Origin of the sequence: Lautropia dentalis (assembly GCF_003892345.1) — a bacterium.
GTDB classification, from domain to species: Bacteria; Pseudomonadota; Gammaproteobacteria; order Burkholderiales; family Burkholderiaceae_E; genus Lautropia; species Lautropia dentalis.
The window spans coordinates 125,260-148,024 of record NZ_RRUE01000002.1 but is presented as its reverse complement, the minus strand read 5'-3'; the positions used below and the strand labels follow the sequence as shown (position 1 = coordinate 148,024).

Sequence of the window (22,765 nt, the reverse complement as noted above, 5' to 3'; positions counted from 1 at the left end):
CAGGGAAGGAATCATGGCAGACTGGGTAGGGGCAAGCAGCGAGGAACTGACCGCTGCCTATGCCAGACAGGACGTGTCGCCGGTGACGGTGGCCGAAGCGCTGTTCGATTATGCAGCCCGGCGTGATGTCGCGCTGGGGGCGGTGCGGGTGCTGAGCCGCGAGGCAGCGCTTGAAAGTGCGGCGGCGTCGGAGCGACGCTGGCGCCGGCATGCGCCGCAATCACCGCTCGATGGTGTGCCTGTGATGCTGCGCGAGGACATCGCGGTACCCTCGTATGCCAACGAGGTCGAGGGCGTGTCACCCGTGGTGGCGCGGCTGCTGGAAGCGGGCTGCATCATTCTGGGCAAGACGGTGATGGCGGCGCACGATTCGCTGGTGGCCGGTCGCTGCATCGAGGGGCGGCTGGTGCAGAACCCGTGGCAGCCGGCACTCACGTCCGGGGGATCGTCCTGCGGGGCGGCGGTGGCCTGTGCGGCCGGCTATGCGCCGCTGCACATCGGTATCGACCGCATCGGGTCGGCCAGGCTGCCGGCAGCCTTCTGCGGGGTGTTCGGTTTCAAGCCCACGCAGGGCCGGGTGCCGCTGGGCAAGCCTTCGACCGGCCGGGTGGCGGCGCCCATCACGCGCAGCGTGCACGATGCGGCGGCGCTGATGAACATTCTGGTGCGCCCCGATGACCGCGATTTCACCAGCCTGCCGCCCGAGAGTCTGGAATACCGGATGCGGGTGGATGGCCTGAGTCCGAAGTCGCTGTCGGTGGCGGTGCTGACCGACATGGGGCTGGGGCCGGCGGTGGATCCGGTCATTCGCCAGACGGTGCAGGAGGCGGCACGCCTGCTGCAGATGGCTGGGGCCAGTGTGGAGATGATCGACAGCTTCCTGGCGCCGGAGATGTTCGAGAGCGTGCAGATCCTGCTGGAAGCCGATGCGCACCTGGATCTGCAGGCCATGAGCGAACAGGAGCGGATGCGCCTGCCGTCCTTCGTGACGGACTGGGCCGGCCAGCGTGCCGATGCGCTGACCGGGCAGCAGATCATGCAGGCCTGGCGCGACATCACGGCCATGCGGGCGGCCATCAACGAGGCCATGATGGGCTACGACTATCTGCTGATGCCGGTGTCGCCCGTCATGCCGTGGGCGGCCACGTCGCTGTCGCCCGGCAACGACCCGGCCGGGGGGCTGCCGCACGTGGTGTTCACGGCCCCGTGGAACTTCGCCGAGCATCCGGCGGCGTCGCTGAACTGGCGTCATGGGGCCGACGGGGTACCCATCGGGCTGCAGGTGGTGGGGCACCGCTTCGACGATCTGGGTGTGCTGCGCCTGTCGCGCACGCTGGAGATCATGCGGCCCGAGCAGGCCGCGTGGCCGCAGTGACAAAAAGAAGGTAGCGGGAAGCGTTTCCGGCGGGTATTGGACGGTATCATTGAGGGTGGGACCATGCTGTCATGCGGGCGTTGCTGCCTGCCCGGCTGCAGGTCCGTGGGAGGCTTCGCGCCGGTGTGCTGCTGCGGCCGGGCTTCCCGTTCCCCACAACCTTCCACACACCATGTCCGAACTCGACGAGCTGAAGCGGCATATCCGCACCATTCCCGACTGGCCCAAACCCGGGGTGATGTTCCGTGACATCACACCGCTGCTGCAGGATCCACGCCTGCTGCGCGCCATGACGCGCATCCTGGTCGAGCGCTATGCCGAGGCGGGTATCAATCTGGTGGCCGGTATCGATGCCCGGGGCTTCATCATCGGGCCGCTGATCGCGCATCAGCTGGGTGTCGGCTTCGTGCCCATCCGCAAGGCGGGCAAGCTGCCGTTCGAAACGGTGTCTGCCACCTACGACCTGGAATACGGCCAGGCCACCGTCGAGGTGCACATCGATGCCTGCAAGGCGGGCGACCGTGTCCTGCTGGTCGACGACCTGATCGCCACCGGCGGTACCATGCTGGCAGGGGCCGGGCTGCTGCGCACGCTGGGCGCCGAGGTGGTGGAAGCGGCGGCCATCATCGAGCTGCCCGACCTGGGGGGCGTGGCCAAATTGCGTGAAGCCGGCGTGCCCACGTTTGCGCTGGCACGCTTTTCCGAAACCGAACAATGAAGGAGGCATCCGGCCCGGCGCCGGTCAGGATCGACAAGTGGCTGTGGGCCGCACGCTTTTTCAAAACGCGTGCGCTGGCCCAGGATGCCGTCGAAAATGGCCGGGTGCTGGTCGAGGGTGAGCGCGTGAAGGTGGCGCGGCTGCTGAAGGGGCAGGAGCGTGTGCGCATCCGCATCGGTGATGTGCAGCGCGAGGTGGTGGTGCTGGGGCTGTCCAGCGTCCGGGGGCCGGCACCGGTGGCCCAGACGCTCTATCAGGAAACGCCCGAATCCGTCGCCGCCCGCGAGGCAGCGGCCGAGCGTCGCCGCTTCGAACGCGAGCCGGCCCAGGGCCTGCATGGCCGTCCTTCCAAACGTGACCGGCGTGAACTCTCCCGGATCCGACTCGACTGAATTCCATGAACCCATTTTCTGAAAACGCTGCCCGGCTGGCGCTGGTCCAGCAGGCGGTATCCCTGGGGCACGAGGGCCTCGACCCGCTGGGCAGTGCCACCCTTTCCATGCGCTGGGCACGCCCGGCGGCCGATGGTCTGTTGCTGGTGTCGGCCAGTGCGTGCCTGCAGGCGCAGGCAGACTGTTCCGCTCCATCCGTCGATGGTGCCGCGCTGGCGGCAGGGATGTCCGACCCTGTGCTGACCGGCACGCTGGCCGATACCCAGTCCGACGTCTGGGCGGATGCCTGGGCCGATGGGGCGGGGACGGATGAACGGCCCGGTGCCGGCGCCACGCCGCCGGCGTTCGATCTCTCCCTGCCCGAATGGCACCCGCTCGATGCGGCCAGCCTGGCAGGGCTGCACGGGGCCATCTATACCCACCGCCCCGAGGCGGGGGCCGTGGTGCTGGTGGCCTCGCCCTATGCGGCCACGCTGGCCTGCAGTCGTGACGTGCAGCTCGACGGCATTCCGTTCTTCCATCCGATGGTGGCACTGTCGGGCCAGACGCACATCGACTGCTGCGCAGCCGATGTCTATGCCACGCTGGCCGGGGCGGGTGAGCCCGCCCAGCCCGTGCCGGAAGCCGACAGCGATGTCTGGAGCGAGGCGGCCAGTGCCGCTGCCGAACGTGCGGCCGACGGTGAAGCCGAAGCCAGCGGCTACGCCGCCTGTGCCGGACGTGCCCAGCAGATGATCCTCGAAGCGCTGGGCCACGGCAATGCCTGCCTGGTGGCCCATTATGGCCTGCTCACCGTGGGCCCCAACCCCCGGGCGGCCGCCTCGCTGGCGCGACAGCTCGAAGCGCTGTGCCGCATCTACTGGCAGGCGCTGCAAACCGGCAGCGTGCGGGTCATGCCGATCCGTACCCGCTGAAAGCGACGTGAAGGCCGGTACAGCGGCGCCCCCAACCGTCTCGCAGGCCCCACCGGTTCCTGTCGGTGGGGTGGGGGTACGCTGTGTCGCGCGTGGTCGGGACTACTTTCGTATCTGGATTGCCGACCTGTTCTTCATGATGCTCACCCTGGGCCTGTACTGGCCCTGGATGCGCCGCCGCCGCTGGCAGTTTCTCGATGCCAACACCTGGGTGGGCGCGCAGTGCATCGCCAATCCCGACGTGGCCACCCAGCCCGGTGCCTGGCCACCCCGGCGCCAGCAGCTGCTGGTGGGGGCGCTGATCGTGGCCATGTGGCTGTTCATCACGCGCCCGCAGGGTATCTTTGGCTGGCCGATGCTGCTGGGGCTGATCAGCCTCACCGGTCCGTTCTGGCTGGTCACCGAATGGCGGGGCCGGCTGGCGCAGCTGCGCTGGCGGGGCGACACACCTACGTTCACCGGCACGTACGGACAGGCCATTCTGGTCTGGCTGCGCCTGTGCCTGCCGATGGTACCGGCCGGCATGCTGATCGGCGCGCTGTTTCTGGACAACTTCCGGCTCTGGCTGCTGGGCAATACCTTCACCGAACGCTGGGGCCTGTCGGATGAGTTCCGTGCCTGGATTCCCTGGACCGCAGCCTTTTTCGTGGCGCTGTCGCTGGCCAACTGCTTTCATGCCGTCATGCACTTCGGCCTGTCGCACGTGGCACATCCGCGGGGCCGGGGGCGTTGCCGGCTGAGGTTCTGGCCACTGCTGCGCGCTGCGCTGGTCTCGATGGTGCTGATCCTGCCGGCGCCCTTTCTGGCCATCGGGCTGGGCTATGCCAACTGGCCGGTGCTGCTGTCGCTGCTCAGCATCGAGCCGCCGGGTACGCTGGAAAACCTCTCCAACCTGGCTCCTGGCGCCGATTCGCTGTTCGGCGGACTGAAGTTCGACGTGGCGGTGTTCGACGGCAGTGTGCTGACCGATGGCGGCCTGTGCGTGGCCTGCCGGGCCACCGTGGTGATCGCCCTGCTGCTGGGCTGCGCCCTGCTGCTGCTGATGGGCTGGCGCTACTTTGCCACCCGGCTGTGGAACCAGCGCTGGAACACCTTTCGCGTGGGCGGCTGCGCCTTCGAGGCACATCTGCCGGCCGGCCGTGTGATGGCCACGGGGTTTTTCTGCGACGTGCTCACGCTGCTGACGCTGGGGCTGTATTTTCCGCTGGGGGTGGTGCGCATGGCGCGGCTGCGGCGCGAGTCGCTGCGGGTGACTGCGTTGACCGGTGCCATTCAGGGGGAGCAGCATTCGTCCGGTGCCGGTGCCGGTGCCGGTGCTGGGACTGGGACTGGGACTGGGACTGGGACTGGGACTGGGACTGGGACTGGATCCGGGGTCGCCGGGTCTGAGCCCAAGGGGGAGTCTGGGGCGATGTTCGCGCCCATGCCGGTGGCCGTGCCCGAACCGCGTACCCACTGGACACTGGCGCTGGGCCTGATGGCCACGCCGCTCATCCTGGCCGTCTGGATGAAGCTCTACGGCAAGCCGGTGCTCAGTGAATGGCTGGTGCGGGCCATGCCCGCTTCGCTGAATGCCGCGGTGGGCGAAGCCGCCCTGCGCCAATTGCAGCGGGAGGGGGTGCGCCCTTCCGTGCTGAGCCAGGCCACCCAGCAGCAGCTGCGCGAGGGCTGGCAGCGTGCGGCCCGGGCTGCCTGGCCTGCGGGTATGTTGCCGCCGTACCGGGTGGAATTCGTGCATGGCGGTGATGTGCTGGGCCCCAATGCCCTTGCGCTGCCGGGCGACACCATTCTGGTCACCGACGAGCTGCTGGCCCTGGTGGCTGGCCAGCCCGATCCGTCGGCCGTGCTGCTGGGCGTGATGGGGCACGAGCTGGCCCACCTCGTTCACCAGCATCCGCAGCGCATCCTGCTGCTGGCCTCGCTGCGCAAGTCGTTGGGCATGGTGCTGCTGGGCGGGCGGGGCGAGGATGACCTGCTGGCCTCCGGTGCCAATACCGTGCTGTACCAGGGCTACGCGCTGAAGCTGCAGCAGGATGCCGACCAGGGCAGTATGCGCATGCTGCAGGCCAATGGCCGTGATCCCGCCGCGATGGTGCGTTTTCTGAAGGATCTCGAGGCCGCCCGTACCTCACGCCCTGCCTGGACGGTGGCGGCCCAGCGTGTACCCATCAGCCTGGCCGCCCAGCCGGTGGACACGCCACGACTGGAAAGCTTCATGGCCGGGCCGCATCCTGCCGGGCGCTGAGGGGATTGGGGCTCTGGAAGCCGCATGCAGAGGGAGCGAAAACGAAGGAGTCCATCGCACGCCCTCAGGGAACGGCATATCGGAGAATTCGGGGAGTGGGAGGAAGCCCTGAAGATGTGGTCCTCCTGATGTGTGGGTGATGTGTGGGCGGCACCGCCCGGGGGACGGTACGGGCCGCTGGTGAGGCTGGCCATGGCCGGCCGGGCAGGGGAGCGGCACAGTGATGGTGCAGACCTTTTCCTGCAACCAGACCTGGAACCGGAACATGCAGACCCACAGCCCGGCGGGCGCCCAGAGCGGTGCTCCCGCCACGAATGCCACGCCCACCACGACAGCCGTCACGACGGCAGCCACGACGACCGAAGCGACTGCTTCCACGACGGCTGCCATGACCGTCACGCACGCCATCGATACCACGACGGCTGGCACGTCCGTCGCACACACCATCGATACCGCGAACCCGGCGGCCATGCCGGACGCCGGGGGAGTCGCAGGCAGCGTGAACCCCGAGGCCAACCGCCGGCCGCTGAAATCGCGCGGCAATGCGCTGATCCAGGCGGTGGCCCGCAGCGCCGTGCGCCGGGGCTGGACGCCCAATGGCATCTCGGTGGCCAGCGTGGTCTTTGCCCTGCTGGGCGGTCTTTGCCTGCTGGTGAACCCGCTTGGCTGGGGGGCCATCCTGTGCGCAGTGGGTATCCAGCTGCGCCTGCTGTGCAACGTGGTCGATGGTCTGGTGGCCATCGAGGGTGGCAAAAAGACATCGACGGGCGTGCTCTACAACGAGGTGCCCGACCGCGTGGCCGACACCGTGCTGCTGGTGGCGGCCGGCTACGCCGTGGGCGCGCCGGCGCTGGGCTGGGCGGCAGCCACGGCGGCGGTGTTCACGGCCTATGTCCGCCTGCTGGGCGGATCGCTGGGCCAGGTTCAGCGCTTCACCGGCCCGCTGGCCAAGCAGCACCGCATGGCACTGCTGACGGGAGCCTGTCTGCTGACGCCGCTGTTCGGTACCACCGGCCTGCTGCAGCTGGCCGTCATCATCATCACGGTGGGCGGGTTCTACACCGGTTTCGTCCGCCTGAAGGCGGTTGCCGCCCAGCTCTGAATCGCAGGCTGGCAGGGGCGGGGCATCGGATCCATGACAGATCCCTGCACCCTGCACGGGTATGCCCGATGCGGGGCGCGAAACGGCGGACAATGGATGCTTTCCCGTGTACCGGTTTGCGTCATGCGTCCGTTCACTTCGCCCCCGGATGACTCTGCATCCACCCCGCCCCCCGTTCTGCCGTTCGAGGCCCGCCTGACCTCCCTCCTGCGCCGACCCCTCACCCGCACCATCATGGCGCTGCCCATGCTGACCGTGCTGCTGTCGCTCAGCGACCCGCACGGGGCCACGGCGGCCGTGCGTGTGACCGCGTGCACGACCCCGGCAAAGGCACCCGCGGCCCATGGTGCCTGCCTGCCGAATCGCGTCCGCGCTATCTGATCCCCACGTCCCGCGCGCTACCGGGCCATGCCGGCCGTTGCTTCCTGTGGCGGATCGAACATCCCGGTGTCGTCCGTTTCCAGTGTCGATGGTTCCGGCGTCCTGAGCGCCGGTGTTCTGGGTACCGGGTGATCCCCGTTCCGGCCGCGTGTGCGCTGCCTGCCGGGGTTGGCCCATGCGCGGTATGGGATTTGTGTGTGCCGGCAGACCTTTATGTAACAATGCGACTCCTCCTCATTCATGGTCGTATTTGATACATGTCCCCGACGTTCCCGTTCCGCCGTTCTGCCGTTGCCGGCCGCATCACCGCCACGGTTTCCGCCGCCTCTCGTACTGTACGCAGCGTCCGCGTGCCCGGTGCCCTGCCCCGCGTGATGATGCTCGCCCTGCCACTGGCCGGTGCGCTGGCGCTGGCCGTGCCCGGAACCGTACAGGCGGCTGACGCCCACACCCAGTATCCCCTCACATTAGAGAACTGCGGCCAGAAAATCACCTACACCCACGCTCCAGAACGCGCCGTGGCCCTGGGGCAGAACAGCGCCGAAATTCTGCTGCTGCTGGGCCTGCAGGACCGCATGGTGGGTACCGCCTTCTGGCCCAGCAAGGTTCTGCCGCAGCTGGCCGATGCCAACGCGAAGGTCAAGCTGCTGACGGTGGAAATGCCGCGCCTGGAGTCCATCCTGGCCGAAGCCCCGGATTTCGTGGCGGCGGCCCTGCCCAGCCTGATCGGCCCCAACAGCAAGGTGGCCAAGCGCGAGGACTTCGAGAAAATGGGCGTGCCCACCTACCTGTCGCCCGGCACCTGCCTGGCCAGTGGCACGGCAAAGGACGCCTATGGCAGCCGTGACCAGCTCTGGAGCCCCGAACTGGCCTACCGCGAAATCGATGACCTTTCGCGCATCTTCGACGTACCCGCCCGTGGCCAGGCGCTGATTGCCGACCTGAAGGCCCGCGTGGAAAAAGCCCGGCAGACCGCCGAAAAGGCAGGGCTGGCCGGCAAGTCGTACCTGTTCTGGTTCTCCAGCCCCTCGCCCTCGGCCGATGCCTACGTGGCCGGCAAGAACAGTGCCTCCGGTTACATCGCCACGGTACTGGGTGGCCGCAATGCCGTGACCAACGAAACCGAGTGGCCGACCATGAGCTGGGAGAGCATCATCGCCACCCAGCCGGATGTGATCGTCGTGGCCACGCTGGACCGCAACCGCTGGGAGCTGGACAAGCCCGAGGCCAAGATCAAATACCTGACCACCGACAGCGCCACCCGCGAAATGCCGGCCGTCAAAAATGGCGCCATCGTCGTGATGGATGGTTCGGCCATGAACCCCTCGGTGCGCACCATCTACGGCGCCGAACAGGTGGCCCAGTCTCTGGCGAAGAAAAAGGCTGCTGCAGACAAATGAACACATGGGCACGCTGAAAAAGGCGTCAGGCAGGAAGGATCGACCAACAAAACCCTGCCATCGGCAGGGGCACCTCCTGAATTTGACCGGTTTTGTTATCTGCTCCAGATACACGGACACTTCGTCATGAGCATGCATGAAAAAGCGCAGGGGCGTTGCCCATGATGCGCACATTGTCGCTGTGGCTGGCCCTGCTGCTGGCCGCCCTCGTCGTCATCGCGCTGGTGGTAGGGGTGAGTGTGGGCATCGGTGATCTGCCCATTCCGCTCTCCACCACCTGGCACGCCATCACCAACCGGCTGGGCTGGAGCAGTCACGACATCAGCCGCATCCACGAAACCGTCATCTGGGACTATCGCCTCAGTCGCGCCCTGGCCGCCACGTTTTGTGGGGCCGGCCTGGCGTTGTCGGGCGCGGTGATGCAGGCACTGCTGCGCAACCCGCTGGCCGAACCTTACGTGCTGGGCATTTCCGCCGGTGCCTCCACCGGTGCGGTGCTGATCGTCATCCTGGGTATTGGCGTGGGCGTGGTGGGCCTGTCGATGGGCGCCTTTGCCGGCGCCTTTGCAGCGTTCTTTTTCGTGGCGCTGCTCTCCAATGCCATGCGCGCCGGGCCGGACCGTACCATTCTGGCCGGTGTGGCGGCTTCGCAGCTCTTCAATGCCGTCACCGCCTACATCGTCACCACCGCGGCCAACGCCCAGCAGGCACGTGACGTGATGTTCTGGCTGCTGGGCAGTTTCGGGGGCGTGCGCTGGCCGGAATTCATCCTGCTGTCCGTGGTCATCACCATGGGCCTGCTGGGCTGTCTGGCGTATTCCCGCGTGCTGGATGCCTTTGCGTTCGGCGATGAGGCTGCGGCGGCACTGGGCGTCAACGTGGGCGCTGCGCGGATGGTGCTGTTTGCACTCACCGCACTCATGACGGCCACCATCGTCAGCATGGTTGGCTCCATCGGCTTCGTGGGTCTGGTGGTGCCACACGCCATGCGCTACGTGGTGGGGCCGCTGCATGCCCGGCTGCTGCCGGCCTGCGCACTGGCCGGTGCCGTGTTCATGGTGCTGGCCGACATCGGCTCGCGCGTGCTGGTCAGCCAGCAGGTACTGCCGGTGGGCGTGGTGACGGCGCTGGTCGGTGTGCCGTTCTTCTCCGTGGTGCTGTACCGGATGCAGAAGGCAGGGTGATGGAAAGGACATTCATGAAGGAACATCGCGCCCATGACGCAGGGATGCGTGCAGGCGGAAGCGCTGCAGCCGGGGTGATGGTCAGGGCTGCGCTGAATGAGGGTGTGCTGGCCGGGAATGTGTTGGCCGGAGACGTGTTGACTGGGGACGTGCCGGTCATGGCGGCGCTGGCTGGGCCGGGAGGTGTGTGTTCATGACGGTCACGGCACAGAATCTGGTCTGGAAAATCGGCCGCAAGACCATTGTCGATGGCGTATCTTTCGAGCTACCGCCGGGCCAGACCCTGGGGCTGCTCGGCCCCAACGGCTCCGGCAAGACCTCACTGCTGCGGCTGCTCTCGGGCCTGCGCAAACCGCACGAAGGCCGCGTGCTGCTCGATGGCGAAGCCGTACTCGACATGCCGCGCAAACGGCTGGCGCAGCGCGTGGCCTTTGTGGAGCAGCATGCCAGCACTACGGCCAACCTGCGCGTCATCGATGTGGTGAAACTCGGGCGCTTTCCGCACCGCAGCTTTCTGTCGGGCTGGACGGCGGAGGATGAGCGTTCGGTCGAAGAAGCCATGAAGCGCACCGGCATCGATCACAAGCGCAACGATGGCTGGCAGCACATGTCGGGCGGTGAGCGCCAGCGGGCACACATTGCCCGGGCGCTGGCGCAGAACCCGCGCGAACTGTTTCTGGACGAGCCCACCAATCACCTGGACATCGAGCACCAGATCAGCCTGCTGCGGCTGATTGCGGGGCTGCCCATCACCAGCATCATCTCGTTGCATGATCTCAACCATGCGGCGATGTTCTGCGATGCGCTGATGGTGCTGCAGCAGGGCAGGGTCGTGGCTCACGGTACGCCGACCGAGGTGCTGACGGAGGAGCTGCTGCATGAGGTGTTTCGGGTGGAGGCGCGGGTGGTGCCTGCGGAGGACCATCCGGGGCCGCATATCCTGTACTTGCGATAATTGCGGCCCTTCGCCAAGGGGCGTCTATACCGGTGTGAACCGGTATGGACTGCCAATTTCTCGGATGCTCAGTTTTGAGCCGGGATGACAGCACCATGATAGGTGAAATTGATCAGTCCAGTTTCACCATAGGGCGTACGGTCTTCGATCAGATAGTGGTCGTGAACGTAGAGAGGGTCACCATAGGTCCAGTTCTGCTCAGCCGAGAACACGGTGCAGTGCAGGCGCTTGACGCCGGTCATGTTGTTGTTCCAGCAAAGCTTGGCCTGGCCGGTATTGCCTTTGACGAGCATGAGCCGGTTGCTGCGTCCAGCGGCGTCACGCCACTGTTGAAGTACGCCATAGGGAACGGCCGAAGTGCGCTGGGCGCTGAAGGAGGTGTTGCTGGTGAGCGTGGCCTGTTCATCGGGGCCTGTGTTTGTCTTCGGATTGCCCTCTTCACCACGATCGACGTTGACGATGCCCTGAAGCTCCCGGCCGATGGAAAAGCCATTCTCATCATACTGAATGGGAACCTTGCCCTCCCAGTAGTTGAAGGCTTTTGGTGCCTTTTTGTTGGTGTTCTGGTGGTAATCGACGTAGCTGACTTCCCTGAGCACGTTTTCGCCGGATTTTGGCGCCACATAGCTCTGATAGAAAGTGCTGAAGCACTCAGTATATTTCGGACCAGGAGGGAAATTTATCGTGGTGTTGCCATTCTTCCAGGTATGCTGTGGCTTGCCGGAAGGTGAATAATTCGAAGTGGCCAGAGCCAGGTCTGCCAGTATTTCGGGATATTCCTCCTGCTGGGCCTTGGGAAGCCCAATGCCGTCAATGGCTTTGTCGCTCAATGCCACCGGCGTGCAGGTCCGTTGGGCCAGCATGGTCAACAGCACATCGCCTCGTACGTAATCGTTATTGATGGGAGGCGTTGCTGCTGTTTCAGCGGATGCGGCCAGCGCACCGGCGCCTTCATCGTTGCTGGCAGTTTCGGCTATGGCTGTTGGATTGCCCGTTTCAACGGCATTCTGGATCACGGCATTATCCTTGCGGGTCGCTGCCGGCGCGGAGGATGCATTGGTGCCTGAGACGGCCTTGGTGGCTGGATCGGTAGTGGAGCTGGCAGAGTCTGTACCACTGCCGCAGGCGGCGAGTACCAGCAGGGCAGCAGCGGTAAGGGGGATGTGGTATTTGAGCTTGAACATGATTTCCTCGCAGATGAAAGGATGCCGGGCGATCCGGCAACAGTGAAAAGGAAGGGAAAAACCTTTGGTGGGTGGATGTCCGGGCCATGGGATGTGTCATGGACCCATCCGCTCCCGTGACCCCCCCCCATTGGAGAGTTCACGGCCCTGCCCGGACATCCGGTTCAGCCGTCTGGCTGGTTATTTCACGTCTTTGTTGTTGAAGTAGATCAGGCCCTGTTCGCCATAGGCGGTACGGTCATCGATCGTGTAGCGCAGACCTTCCTTGAGCTGGTCGCCGCGTTTCCAGTTCTGCGGTGCGCTCCAGGTGCTGCAGCTCAGGCGTTTGACGACATCGGTGTTGACGTTCCAGCACAGCCGGACTTCGCCGGTTTCGCCCGGCCGCACCGCCAGCTGGTAGTTGTGGCCCTGTGCATCCTTCCAAACCGCCAGAACACCATACCCGACGCGTGAGGAAAAGTTTGCCGAGAAGGGCTTGTCCGTGGTCAGGGTGAGTTTCTGGTCGCTGCCAACCGGAGGTTTGCTGGCATCGCCGTTGCGGGTGTCCACACTGGCCTCACCCGTAACCTGTCCACCCAGGGTGAAACGGTCGTTGCTGACGGTCAGCGTCGTATTGCTGGTCCACCCGTTGAAGCGGAAGTCGAAGTGACGTTCGTCCCGATAAGGCATCCAGTAGTACTGGCCTTCGCTTTCCTCCAGATTGTAGGTTCCCGGTGCCACGGCATGGTACGTGGAATACTCGGGGCGGCATTTTCTGTCGCCATACGGATAGGACTTGTTCGGAACGTCCTGGTAGTTGTCCGGCGAGAGTTCGTGGTTCTGACGAACAGTGGGATATTTCTCGTCAACGTGCTTGCCATTGGGACCACTGGAATGACCCTGTGCTTCGCAGTTGAAACGGTCCAGTATCGACAGAATCACATCACCCCGTACGCTGGTGCTGGTGATTGGGGTCGTGTCGGCAGTTTCTTCCACGGCAGCGTAGGGGGTTGCACCATCAGCAACCTGTGCCACAGTCGCAGGATTGTCGCTCAGTGCTGCAGCAGCCTCGGGCGAGCTGGCAGCCACGGCATTGACGGCGTTTGCGTCTGCGGGGGCTGCTTCGGCCGCAGCGGCCGCACCAGCCTGTTCCGCCGGCGTGTTGGCCTTCGTCGTCAGGTTCGACTGTGCTGCGCCACCATTGGCCAGCGATTTGGCAGCGGTGCCTGCATCGTTACTGCTGTCAGAGCCACTGCCGCAGGCGGCGAGTGCCAGCAGGGCAGCAGCGGTAAGGGCAACGTGAAGTTTCTGTTTGAACATGAGATCCTCTCGAAACGGTAGGGACCGGGGGGCGGCACCCCCCGGTGTTTGCTGCAGGATTGCAGCGGGTTTTGGTGGATGGCCGGCAGGAACCCGGTTACGGGTCACGCTGTCGCACGGTTGTTGTCGTTGTTGTTGCGGCCGCGACCCGGGCTCTCCGGCCCGGTGCCACGGTTTTGTGGGAATGCGCGAGTCCATGACACGCTCTGGATCCCGGCACTGTGAATGGTGTGCCAGCCGTATTTCGGAACGGCTTCTGGAACCTGCTTAGTCGTTGGCAAAGTACGCCAGACCGGATTCGCCGTAGGCAGTGCGATCATCGATCGTGTATTGGCCGACCACGTTCAGCAGCTGCCCGCGCTTCCAGCCGTTGGGCACTGTCCACGTGGTGCAGCTCAGGCGCTTGACGATGCTGGCGTTGACGTTCCAGCACAGGCGTGCCTGCTCGGAGGTGTTGCCTCGCAGCAACATCAGCTGGTAATTGAAGCCCTGCGCATCCTTCCAGATGGTGAGCACGTCATAGGGCACGCGGCCGTCCAGCCGTGCGGAAAGGGGGTGGTCGGTGGTCAGCTGCAGCTTCTGGTTCTGCCCCACGGTGGGTGCCTTGCCACCATTGTGCGTGTCGATGTTGGCCTCAGCATTCACGGCCGTCCCCAGGGTGAAACTGTCGGCCGTGGTGGTGAGCGGGATGGAGGCCTTCCACTGGTTGAAGCGATGCGTGGTGGTCCGACCCAGGTAGCCGTGGTGCACCCAGTCGATGGCTTCGGTCTCGGTCAGCGTGTGGTTACCCACGCCAATAGGGCTGTACTGGTAAATGTCGTTCTTGCAGAACGCCGAAGCATCGGCTATGGCATGGCCCCCCACTTTCTTGTAATTGGTGCCGAACTCCTCGGTGCTGCGAACGGTTGGGTATCCGTCACCGGTTGCGGTGTCGAGCTTGTTCTTCTGTCGGTCCTGGGCGTTGCATGCGCGCTGGTCCAGCATGGTCAGCAGTACGTCGCCTCGTACGCCATTGCTGGCAATGGGTGGTTGTCCATCGGCGGGTGCGGCTTCGACGGCCTGTGTGGTGCTGGCGGCCTCTGCGGCAGCAGCAGGGTTGCCGTTCATTGCAGCGGCAGCCGCCGGCGATGCGGCTTGATCGGCTGAAGCAGCAGCCTGGCCCGCGGCCGCTGCTGCCTGCTCACCCGCGGCTGTTGCCTGTCCTGCTGTCGCTGTGGCTTGCTCTGCTGCCGTGGTGGTAGCCGCAGCTGCACCGGATTCGGGCGCGTCTTCTGCCATGACGGAGAAGGATGCCGTGGCCAGCGCAAGCAGTGCCGCCGAGGTCATGGTGACATGGATTTTTCGAGTGAACATTCAAGTTCTCCTGAGTTGCGAAACGGACAGGAATCCTGCACGGGGCATCCTGAAAAAATGCGGAGGAAAACCATTCGCCGGGATTCCGGTTGCATGTTAAGGACCGTGAATGACGCGCTCGTTTCCTTATGTAATCACTCGCCTTAAATTCCCGAACGGGATACGCGAGGGCGTGCATGGCAGATATTCAGGACGCTCATGCACGATCAACCGCTTTTATGTGCTTATTGCCGGACGAATTGTGGACTCGCATTCATCCATGTGAACGCAAGCCACATTTCACGGTTTTCTTTGAATTCAGCGGGTTGGTGCGGGACAGGCCGTTTTCCTGTCAATTCTGGTAATACTTTCAGGAGAATGTGTGGGCGGATTGTGCGGTTTTATGCCGTCTGGCGCCCCAGGTCGCCGTGGTGATGGTACGGGGCTTTCCTGCGATGGAGCGTGCCGGGTTGTTCCATTCGGGAAAAGTTCCACGTCCGTCGACAGACAGTCTGACGTTTTTTCCTGAACGGGTCGGGTTTTCCCGAACGGGTTTGTCAGGCTGAATGGTGATGGCGTCCCTGCAGGTGCGCTGCCATGTTTCCGTCCTGAACGCATGGCGCGCATTTTCGGATGACGCGATAACCGCCGGAGCACGTCATGGGCTGATTCGTTCCTGCAATCCCCCGTTGGGGCTGGCTCCAGATCCGTGCGCTGCCGGCAGACCTGCAGGCACAAAAAAGCCCGGCATAAAGCCGGGCTGTGTGGGGGTACGGGATGATCAGTCTGGCTGCACCGCAGTACGGAAGTAGCGCATGCCCTGCTCGTTCGGGTAGACGCTGCGGTCATCCACGATGTACTGGTCGACACTCTCCAGTTCCTGGCCGCGCTTCCAGTTGGCGGGTACCTGCCAGACCATGCACTGCAGGCGCTTGACGAGCTGGGTATTGACGTTCCAGCAGACCTTGGCCTGGTTGCTCTGGCCCGGCAACAGCAGCAGCTGCACGGAATCGGTGCCCGATTTCCATTCATGCACGGCGCCGCCCAGCGGGGTGCTGCTCGTCAGGCTGAAACTGAAGGCCGTGTCGGCCGTGAGATTCATGTCCTTGCGCTCGGGCGTCATCGTTTTCTGCACGGCGTCCGGATAGGGATTCAGATCACGTTTGGTCTGCATGGTGATCTCGCGGCCGATGGTCAGACCACTGTCGCTGATGGTGACCGGCAGCTGGATGCTGAAATCGTTGAAGCCCTTGTCCAGTTTCACCGGGCGGGTGCGGCTGAATGCATAGGACGAGACGTTCATTTCGTACTGGCCCGTGCCGGCAGGATGGTAGATGAATGCCTTGCAGGGACGGGTCAGCAGAATGGCATTCGGTGGCCAGTTGAAATCGGGATTCTGGGTGTAATTGGTCGGGGCCAGGCTGAACTGCACCTTGCTGTCGGAGACGGTATTGTCGGCACGCGGGAAGGCCGGGCCGTCCACCGCACTGGTTTCCGAGGGATCCTGCGGGCAGGGGACGCTGTCCAGCATGCTGGCCAGCAGGTCGCCACGCACCTCCTTCGCGCTCAGTACGCTGCCTGCCTTCGGTGTGGCAGTGGCTGTACTGGATGCGTTCGCTGTCTGCACACCGGTACTGGCCGCCGTGCTTTCCGTGTTCGTGCCGGATGGGGCGGAACTGGCCGATGCCGGTCCCGTCACGGACGATGTGCCGGGGCTGGACAGGACGGCCTTGCTGTCGTTGCTGGTGGTATCGCTGCTGCCACCGCCGCCGCAGGCGGCCAGAAGGACGCCCAGGGCAATGGCAGTCAGGGGTGTGCGCAGAAAATGTGTTTGCATGATGCACCTCATGGGGGAATGCGTACTCCGCAGCGTCAGCATACGGCCCGGTGCATCACTGTTTGCGACGGATGTATCCGCCATAGGGGGCGATACGTCACTTCTGCAGCGAATGGAAATGCCTGTTACATAAAATCGTTAACTTGTGCTGTCTGGGTTGCAGATTGCACTCCCGCAAATGAGGGGGGTATTCCGGCCTGTTTGCAACGCCTCCTGCTGGCAGTACTTCCGGGGCCATGAGCAGCAGGTGAGGCCGGGAAAGAAAGGGAAAGGGCCAGACGGAAACAGGCTGTGTTTCCGTCCGGCCCTGCCGGAATGTCGGAATGCCGGCTGTGCCGCTATCCGGTTTCCCCGGTGGCGTCAGTTGCTGGTGGCGCGCCAGTACAGCGAACCGCTTTCGTGTTCGGTGTAGGTGCCGCGGTCGTCCTGCAGCGACTGGGCAACCTTCAGTTCATCGCCGCGTTTGAAACTGGCCGGAATGGTCCATTCCGTGCAGTGCAGGCGCTTCACGTATTCCATGCTGGCGTTCCAGCACAGGCGGGCCTGCTGCGGGGCGCTGCCCCTGAGCACCATGATCTGGTAGACGGGCTGGCCGTCACGCTTCCATTCCTGCAGCACGCCCCATTTGACCAGACTGTCGTTGGCGATGGTCAGATCCTCCGCGGCGTTCAGGTTCAGCTTGTGGACCTTGGGTGATTCGTTGAGGCTTTCCGGATGGGCGGCTTCCCATGCCTTGCCCAGATCCTGCGTTTCGGTCAGGGCCAGGCCCCGGCCGAGGGTGAAGGACTGGTCGCTCACGCGCAGCGACATTTCTGCGCCGAAGTAGTGGAAGCCCCGTTTGACGGATTCCGGGGTGAAGCGGTAGACGGGATTGGTGTTCTGCGCCAGGGCATAGGTGGTGCCGGGTTTGGCCGGGGCGTACATCTGGTCCGGGCGGCACAGGACGCCGGCACCCAAACCGGGTGTGCCGGTGGCGCCGGGTCTGCGTACGTAGTTGCTGCCCGTTTCGGTGTTGCCGGGCAGGTTCAGCAGGGTTTCCAGCACGATTTCGGGGGTGTCGTCCAGGGCGCCGGGCACGGGCTCACCGTCCATGGCGGTGCTGCGTACGCCGTAGTTGTTGCAGGTGCGCTGGTCCAGCATGGTCAGCAGCACGTCGCCGCGAATGCCTTCATCCGAAAAGGCGGCCACCGGGCGTTGTGGGGTGGGCGGTACGGTGGGCGCAACCGGGGTGACGGTGTTGCCGTTGGCGTTGGTGCCGCCATCGAGGGTTTCGCTGGTTCCGTTGGCCGCCGTACCTGTGCTGCCTGCGGTGCTGCTGCTGCCCGGGGCGTTCGGGCTGGCCGACACGGCCTTGCCCTCGGTGCCACCGCCACCCCCGCCCCCGCAGGCGGTGAGCAGCACGGCCAGGGCTGCGGCGGTGATCGGAACATGCAGGCTGCGGATATTCATCGAAAGCTCCCGGGCTGGATGGCCGCCGCATCGGTGTGGGGCGGTCCTTGTGTGAGGAGGAGGCCCGGGGCATCACACGGTGTGATCCGGTTTCCGTGTGGCTGCCTTCAGGCCCGGTGCGGGAAGCATAGACGCAGCAAAATGTTTCGTGCCCTTACTTTAGGGGCAGGGGGCGCAGCGGCCGCTGGCAGGCGCCGAACGGCGGCAGGCTGTGGACGCGGGACAACGGCCTGCGCGGGGATGGATCATTCGACACCATGACCGCATGGACTGGTGTTGTATGACGTGTGCTGGTGGCCAGCAGTGCGGCAGACGCTGTGATGTCGCGGGTCGTATGGGGCAGGCCACCGGGCACGGCTCAGCTTTCGGGCACTGTCTGCGCTTTGGCAGCCCGCTGCACGGCAGCGGGATCGAGCAGCGGGCGCAGGTAGCGTCCGGTGTGGCTGGCCTCGACGGCGGCCACCTGCTCCGGTGTGCCGGCGGCCATCAGGCGGCCACCGCCTGCGCCGCCTTCGGGGCCCATGTCGATGATCCAGTCGGCGGTCTTGATGACATCGAGGTTGTGCTCGATGATCACCAGCGTGTTGCCCTGGTCGCGCAGGCGCGTCAGTACCTGCAGAAGCAGGGCAATGTCGTGGAAGTGCAGGCCGGTGGTGGGCTCGTCCAGAATGTAGAGGGTGCGGCCGGTGTCGCGCTTGGACAGCTCCTGCGAGAGCTTCACGCGCTGGGCTTCGCCGCCGGACAGGGTGGTGGCACTCTGGCCCAGGCGGATGTAGCCCAGGCCCACTTCCATCAGTGTCTGCAGCCGGCGGCTGATCTGGGGATGGGCCTCGAAGAACGCCAGGGCCTCTTCCACCGTCATGTTCAGCACGTCGGCAATGCTCTTGCCCCGGTAGCGGATCTCCAACGTTTCGCGGTTGTAGCGCTGGCCCTTGCAGGTGTCGCAGGGCACGTATACGTCCGGCAGGAAGTGCATTTCCACGCGCAGCACGCCGTCGCCCTCGCAGGCTTCGCAGCGTCCGCCCCGCACGTTGAAGGAAAACCGTCCCGGGCCATAGCCGCGTTCGCGGGCCGCCGGTACGCTGGCAAAGAGTTCGCGGATGGGGGTGAAGAGGCCGGTGTAGGTGGCGGGGTTGCTGCGCGGGGTGCGGCCGATGGGGCTCTGGTCCACGGCAATGACCTTGTCGAAATGCTCGAGACCGCGGATCTGCTCGACCGGGGCGGCTTCGGCCTGGGCGCGGTAGAGCTGCCGGGCCATGGTGGTGTAGAGGGTGTCGTTGATCAGCGTGGACTTGCCGCTGCCCGATACGCCGGTGACGCACACCATCAGGCCCACGGGGATGTCGATGCGGGGCTCCTTCAGGTTGTTGCCGGTCGCGTTGATGATGCTGATCTTCTGGCTGCCGGGCGCCTTGCGCTGCGCGGGGACGGCAATTTTCAGGACACCGCCCAGATACTGGCCGGTGACCGATTCGGGGGTGTCGATGATGTCCTGCACGCTGCCCTGGGCGATGACTTCGCCGCCGTGCTCGCCGGCACCCAGCCCCATGTCGATGATGTGGTCGGCGGCGCGGATGGCGTCTTCGTCGTGCTCGACCACCAGCACCGAGTTGCCCAGGTCGCGCAGGTGGGTGAGGGTTTCGAGCAGGCGGTCGTTGTCGCGCTGGTGCAGGCCGATGGAGGGCTCGTCCAGCACGTACATCACGCCGGTCAGGCCGGAACCGATTTGCGAGGCAAGACGGATGCGCTGGGCCTCGCCGCCCGAGAGGGTGTCGGCCGAGCGCTCCAGCGACAGGTAGTTGAGACCGACGTTGTTCAGGAAGCGCAGGCGGCTGGCAATCTCGCGGATGATGCGTTCGCCCACGGCAGCCCTGGCACCGTCGAGTTTCAGGTGCTCGAACCAGTCGGCGGTCTCGCCCAGCGTCCAGGCGCTGACTTCCCAGATGGCCCTGTCGGCACCCGGGGGGCCGACGCGCACGTTGCGGGCGTCGATGCGCAGGCGGGTGCCGTGGCAGGCCGGGCAGACGCGGGTGTGCTGGAACTTGGCCAGTTCCTCGCGCACGTGGTTCGAGTCGGTTTCCTGGAAGCGCCGCTCGAAATTGTGCACGATGCCTTCGAAGGGTTCGGTCTTCGTGGAGGGCTTGCCGGTGGCGCTGAACTGGGTGAAGGTGATGGCCTCGGTGCCCGAACCGTACAGCAGGATGTTGCGGATGTTCTCCGGCAGCTGGTTGAAGGGCAGGTCGAGGTTGAACTGGTAGTGGCTGGCCAGCCCCTGCAGCTGCTGGTAGTAGAACTGGTTGCGGCGGTCCCAGCCGCGGATGGCGCCGGCGCCCAGGCTCAGATCCGGGAACTGCACGATGCGGTCGGGGTCGAAGAACAGGGTGTGCCCCAGCCCGTCGCACTCCGGACAGGCGCCCATGGGGTTGTTGAACGAGAAGAGCCGTGGCTCCAGCTCGGGCAGCGACCAGTTGCAGACCGGGCAGCCGTAGCGGGACGAGAACAGCAGGGCGCTGTCCGGGCCTTCGTCCATGGGCTGGACGATGACGCGGCCGTTGGCCAGATTCAGCGCCGTTTCCAGCGATTCGGCCAGGCGCTGGCGTATGTTTGCGCTTACTTTCACGCGATCGACCACTACGTCGATGCTGTGGCGATGCGAGCGGTCCAGATCGGGCACTTCGGCGAGGTCGTAGACTTGGGGCTGGGGCGGGTCATCGCCGGTCGCCCCGGCGTCGGTGCCACGGTGCAGGGCCTCGCTGCGGATGCGCACACGCACGAAGCCCTGGGCCTGCAGCTGTTCGAACAGCTCCAGGTGCTCGCCCTTGCGGTTCTGCACCACGGGGGCGAGGATCATCAGCCGGGTGCCTTCGGGCTGGGCCAGGATGGCGTCCACCATCTGCGAGACGCTCTGGCTTTCCAGCCGCTGGTCGGGGTGATCGGGGCAGTAGGGGGTGCCGGTGCGGGCAAAGAGCAGCCGCAGGTAGTCGTTGATCTCGGTGACGGTGCCGACGGTGGAGCGCGGGTTGTGGCTGGTGGACTTCTGCTCGATGGCAATGGCGGGAGAGAGCCCCTCGATCATGTCCACGTCGGGCTTGTCCATCAGCTGCAGGAACTGCCGGGCGTAGGCCGAGAGCGATTCCACATAGCGGCGCTGCCCCTCGGCATAGAGGGTGTCGAAGGCAAGCGACGACTTGCCCGAGCCCGAAAGCCCCGTGAGCACCACCAGCCGGTTGCGGGGGATGTCCAGCGAGATGTTCTTCAGGTTGTGGGTGCGGGCACCACGCACGCGGATCATCGGCAGGCCTCTCCAGAAATTCGGGCGAACCCGACACTATACCGAAAGTGCCCGCCGAGGGGACAGCAGACTGTCGTGCAGGAGTCAGGCGCCCGGCCGGTCGTCCGCTGCCGGCCGGGGTGGCTGATACCATTGCTCCAGGCTTTGGCGCGCGTCAGAGCGTGTCATGGACCCATTCGTCCTCGTGCAACGACTGGCTCGGGAAGATGCTTGCCGTCATCGGTGTGGACACTTCGTCCCCGTGCAGGCGAACGACAGGTTCATGACACACGCCAGTCCTTTCGGTCCATCCATGTCTGTCAGTCTCCATCCATGAACGAATCGGTCAGTAACGAGCCGGCTGGTGCTGCACCTGCCGCCGGCGAGCGGGTGCGCATGTCGCGGCAGGAGCTGAAGTCCAGCCTGTGGCTGGCCAGCCTGTACGCCATCCGGATGCTGGGCCTGTTCCTGGTCATGCCGGTGTTTGCGCTGCATGCCCGCACGCTGCCGGGTGGGGCCGATCCGGCCTGGGTGGGCTTTGCGTTCGGCGCCTATGGCCTGACGCAGGCGCTCTTCCAGATTCCCTACGGGGCCGCGTCCGACCGCTTCGGCCGCAAGCCGGTCATCACCGCAGGGCTGCTGGTGATGGCCGCCGGCAGCGTGCTGGCTGCCATGGCCGATACGGTGACGATGCTGGCGGTGGGCCGGGCGCTGCAGGGGGCCGGTGCGGTGTCGGCGGCCATCAGTGCGCTGGTGGCCGATTCGACGCAGGACCAGAACCGCAGCAAGGCCATGGCCCTGATCGGCGTGATGATCGCCATGTCCTACGCGGTGTCGCTCATCGTCGGGCCGCTGCTGTACGAGCACGTGGGGCTGTCGGGCATCTTCCTGGTCACCGGGGGGCTGGCGCTGCTGGCCATCGGGGTGCTGTGGACGCTGGTGCCGCAACCGCCGCATGCGCCGGTGAAGCAGGTGCGGCCGCCGGTGCGTGAGGTGCTGCATGGCGACCTGTGGCGGCTCAATGCCGGCATCTTCCTGCTGCACCTGACGCAGATGGCGCTGTTCGTGGTGCTGCCGGCCCGGCTGCTGGCCGCCGGCATGGCGGTGGGCGATCACTGGAAGATGTACCTGCCGGTCGGCGCACTGGGCTTCGTGCTGATGCTGGGGCCGATGCGTTCGGCCGAAATGGGTAACCGCATGAAGCCGGTGTTTCTGGCCGGCGTGGCGCTGCTGGCGCTCAGCCAGGCCGGGCTGGCCTTCGTGCCCGACCACGTCTGGCCGCTGGCGGGGCTGCTGCTGGTGTTCTTCACCGGCTTCAACCTGATGGAGGCCATGCTGCCGTCGCTGGTGTCGCGGCTGGTGCCCGCCAATGGCCGGGGGCTGGCGCTGGGCGTGTACAGTACCTGCCAGTCGCTGGGCGTGTTTGCCGGCGGGGCCTTTGGTGGGCTGGTGCTCAAGTATGCGGGCAGCACCGGGGTGCAGCTGGCCTCGGCCGGCCTGCTGGTGGTGTGGCTGCTGCTGGCATGCTCGGCGCGGCGCTGGCCGTCGGCAGCCTCGCTGCGCGCCGGGGCAGCCGGCAAGGAAGCCGCGAGGCAGAGCTGAGCTGCGCCACAGGCTGGACGGTCCCGGAGGGTCGGGCTGCATCGCAGGGCTGGTCTGCCGTGCCTGCCTGTGCAGCGGCCCTGGCCTGTGTGGCAGGAAGCACGTGTTGCAACCGGTTGCTGCAG

At 65.4% G+C, this 22,765-nt stretch carries 17 protein-coding genes; 11 read left to right on the top strand and 6 right to left on the bottom strand.

All coding sequences use genetic code 11. From position 1 onward, the window contains the following. Positions 1 to 13 precede the first annotated feature (13 nt). From EHV23_RS08670 to EHV23_RS08625, 10 genes are all read left to right on the top strand, one after another. Positions 14 to 1,375 (top strand): amidase family protein, encoded by a 1,362-nt coding sequence (locus EHV23_RS08670; RefSeq protein ID WP_125095725.1) that lies wholly within the window; start codon positions 14 to 16, stop codon positions 1,373 to 1,375. Positions 1,376 to 1,547: 172 nt separating this feature from the next. Then, a complete protein-coding gene (locus tag EHV23_RS08665) occupies positions 1,548 to 2,093 on the top strand; it encodes an adenine phosphoribosyltransferase (RefSeq protein ID WP_125095724.1) in 546 nt (181 codons plus the stop codon). Beyond that, positions 2,090 to 2,485 carry an RNA-binding S4 domain-containing protein gene (locus tag EHV23_RS08660; RefSeq protein ID WP_125095723.1) on the top strand — a complete coding sequence of 132 codons (396 nt, stop codon included), beginning with the start codon at positions 2,090 to 2,092 and terminating at the stop codon, positions 2,483 to 2,485. Before EHV23_RS08665 ends, EHV23_RS08660 begins: the two co-directional genes overlap by 4 nt. A gap of 5 nt (positions 2,486 to 2,490) precedes the next feature. Further along, positions 2,491 to 3,399, top strand: a complete 909-nt coding sequence (locus tag EHV23_RS08655; protein ID WP_125095722.1) for a class II aldolase/adducin family protein — start codon at positions 2,491 to 2,493, stop codon at positions 3,397 to 3,399. A gap of 7 nt (positions 3,400 to 3,406) precedes the next feature. Continuing rightward, on the top strand, positions 3,407 to 5,644 hold the full coding sequence (locus tag EHV23_RS08650) for a DUF898 family protein (protein WP_158615898.1): 2,238 nt from the start codon (positions 3,407 to 3,409) through the stop codon (positions 5,642 to 5,644). A gap of 265 nt (positions 5,645 to 5,909) precedes the next feature. Next, complete coding sequence (locus EHV23_RS08645; RefSeq protein WP_203228955.1) at positions 5,910 to 6,746, top strand: CDP-alcohol phosphatidyltransferase family protein; 837 nt, start codon at positions 5,910 to 5,912, stop codon at positions 6,744 to 6,746. A gap of 123 nt (positions 6,747 to 6,869) precedes the next feature. Next, complete coding sequence (locus tag EHV23_RS08640) at positions 6,870 to 7,127, top strand: hypothetical protein (protein WP_125095720.1); 258 nt, start codon at positions 6,870 to 6,872, stop codon at positions 7,125 to 7,127. 257 nt (positions 7,128 to 7,384) lie between these two features. Beyond that, positions 7,385 to 8,527, top strand: coding sequence for an ABC transporter substrate-binding protein (locus EHV23_RS08635; protein WP_203228954.1), 1,143 nt, complete (start codon positions 7,385 to 7,387; stop codon positions 8,525 to 8,527). Between the two features lie 161 nt (positions 8,528 to 8,688). Next, on the top strand, positions 8,689 to 9,711 hold the full coding sequence (locus tag EHV23_RS08630; RefSeq protein WP_238990400.1) for a FecCD family ABC transporter permease: 1,023 nt from the start codon (positions 8,689 to 8,691) through the stop codon (positions 9,709 to 9,711). A gap of 193 nt (positions 9,712 to 9,904) precedes the next feature. Then, on the top strand, positions 9,905 to 10,666 hold the full coding sequence (locus EHV23_RS08625) for an ABC transporter ATP-binding protein (protein ID WP_125095719.1): 762 nt from the start codon (positions 9,905 to 9,907) through the stop codon (positions 10,664 to 10,666). Between the two features lie 68 nt (positions 10,667 to 10,734). Here the strand turns inward: EHV23_RS08625 and EHV23_RS08620 are convergent, their stop codons facing one another. The 6 genes from EHV23_RS08620 to uvrA form a co-directional block, all read right to left on the bottom strand. Beyond that, a complete protein-coding gene (locus tag EHV23_RS08620; protein ID WP_125095718.1) occupies positions 10,735 to 11,850 on the bottom strand; it encodes a hypothetical protein in 1,116 nt (371 codons plus the stop codon). A 180-nt stretch (positions 11,851 to 12,030) separates the two neighbouring features. Continuing rightward, positions 12,031 to 13,149, bottom strand: a complete 1,119-nt coding sequence (locus tag EHV23_RS08615; protein WP_158615897.1) for a hypothetical protein — start codon at positions 13,147 to 13,149, stop codon at positions 12,031 to 12,033. Between the two features lie 267 nt (positions 13,150 to 13,416). After that, positions 13,417 to 14,502 (bottom strand): hypothetical protein, encoded by a 1,086-nt coding sequence (locus EHV23_RS08605; protein ID WP_125095715.1) that lies wholly within the window; start codon positions 14,500 to 14,502, stop codon positions 13,417 to 13,419. Positions 14,503 to 15,262: 760 nt separating this feature from the next. Further along, on the bottom strand, positions 15,263 to 16,318 hold the full coding sequence (locus tag EHV23_RS08600) for a hypothetical protein (RefSeq protein WP_125095714.1): 1,056 nt from the start codon (positions 16,316 to 16,318) through the stop codon (positions 15,263 to 15,265). A gap of 360 nt (positions 16,319 to 16,678) precedes the next feature. After that, a complete protein-coding gene (locus EHV23_RS08595; protein ID WP_125095713.1) occupies positions 16,679 to 17,767 on the bottom strand; it encodes a hypothetical protein in 1,089 nt (362 codons plus the stop codon). A gap of 358 nt (positions 17,768 to 18,125) precedes the next feature. After that, positions 18,126 to 21,065, bottom strand: a complete 2,940-nt coding sequence (gene uvrA / locus EHV23_RS08590; protein WP_125095712.1) for an excinuclease ABC subunit UvrA — start codon at positions 21,063 to 21,065, stop codon at positions 18,126 to 18,128. A gap of 306 nt (positions 21,066 to 21,371) precedes the next feature. On the opposite strand from uvrA, the gene EHV23_RS08585 reads away from it, so the two are divergent. Then, on the top strand, positions 21,372 to 22,640 hold the full coding sequence (locus EHV23_RS08585; protein WP_238990399.1) for an MFS transporter: 1,269 nt from the start codon (positions 21,372 to 21,374) through the stop codon (positions 22,638 to 22,640). Positions 22,641 to 22,765: the final 125 nt, after the last annotated feature.

Bases quoted from the DNA above. Each gene is read 5' to 3' on its own strand.
- EHV23_RS08625 (WP_125095719.1), top strand. From the start codon at position 9,905: ATGACGGTCACGGCACAGAATCTGGTCTGGAAAATCGGCCGCAAGACC.
- EHV23_RS08645 (WP_203228955.1), top strand. From the start codon at position 5,910: ATGCAGACCCACAGCCCGGCGGGCGCCCAGAGCGGTGCTCCCGCCACG.
- EHV23_RS08655 (WP_125095722.1), top strand. From the start codon at position 2,491: ATGAACCCATTTTCTGAAAACGCTGCCCGGCTGGCGCTGGTCCAGCAG.
- EHV23_RS08620 (WP_125095718.1), bottom strand. From the start codon at position 11,850: ATGTTCAAGCTCAAATACCACATCCCCCTTACCGCTGCTGCCCTGCTG.
- EHV23_RS08660 (WP_125095723.1), top strand. From the start codon at position 2,090: ATGAAGGAGGCATCCGGCCCGGCGCCGGTCAGGATCGACAAGTGGCTG.
- EHV23_RS08630 (WP_238990400.1), top strand. From the start codon at position 8,689: ATGATGCGCACATTGTCGCTGTGGCTGGCCCTGCTGCTGGCCGCCCTC.
- EHV23_RS08670 (WP_125095725.1), top strand. From the start codon at position 14: ATGGCAGACTGGGTAGGGGCAAGCAGCGAGGAACTGACCGCTGCCTAT.
- EHV23_RS08635 (WP_203228954.1), top strand. From the start codon at position 7,385: ATGTCCCCGACGTTCCCGTTCCGCCGTTCTGCCGTTGCCGGCCGCATC.
- EHV23_RS08640 (WP_125095720.1), top strand. From the start codon at position 6,870: ATGCGTCCGTTCACTTCGCCCCCGGATGACTCTGCATCCACCCCGCCC.
- EHV23_RS08615 (WP_158615897.1), bottom strand. From the start codon at position 13,149: ATGTTCAAACAGAAACTTCACGTTGCCCTTACCGCTGCTGCCCTGCTG.
- EHV23_RS08605 (WP_125095715.1), bottom strand. From the start codon at position 14,502: ATGTTCACTCGAAAAATCCATGTCACCATGACCTCGGCGGCACTGCTT.
- EHV23_RS08585 (WP_238990399.1), top strand. From the start codon at position 21,372: ATGAACGAATCGGTCAGTAACGAGCCGGCTGGTGCTGCACCTGCCGCC.
- EHV23_RS08595 (WP_125095713.1), bottom strand. From the start codon at position 17,767: ATGAATATCCGCAGCCTGCATGTTCCGATCACCGCCGCAGCCCTGGCC.
- EHV23_RS08600 (WP_125095714.1), bottom strand. From the start codon at position 16,318: ATGCAAACACATTTTCTGCGCACACCCCTGACTGCCATTGCCCTGGGC.
- EHV23_RS08665 (WP_125095724.1), top strand. From the start codon at position 1,548: ATGTCCGAACTCGACGAGCTGAAGCGGCATATCCGCACCATTCCCGAC.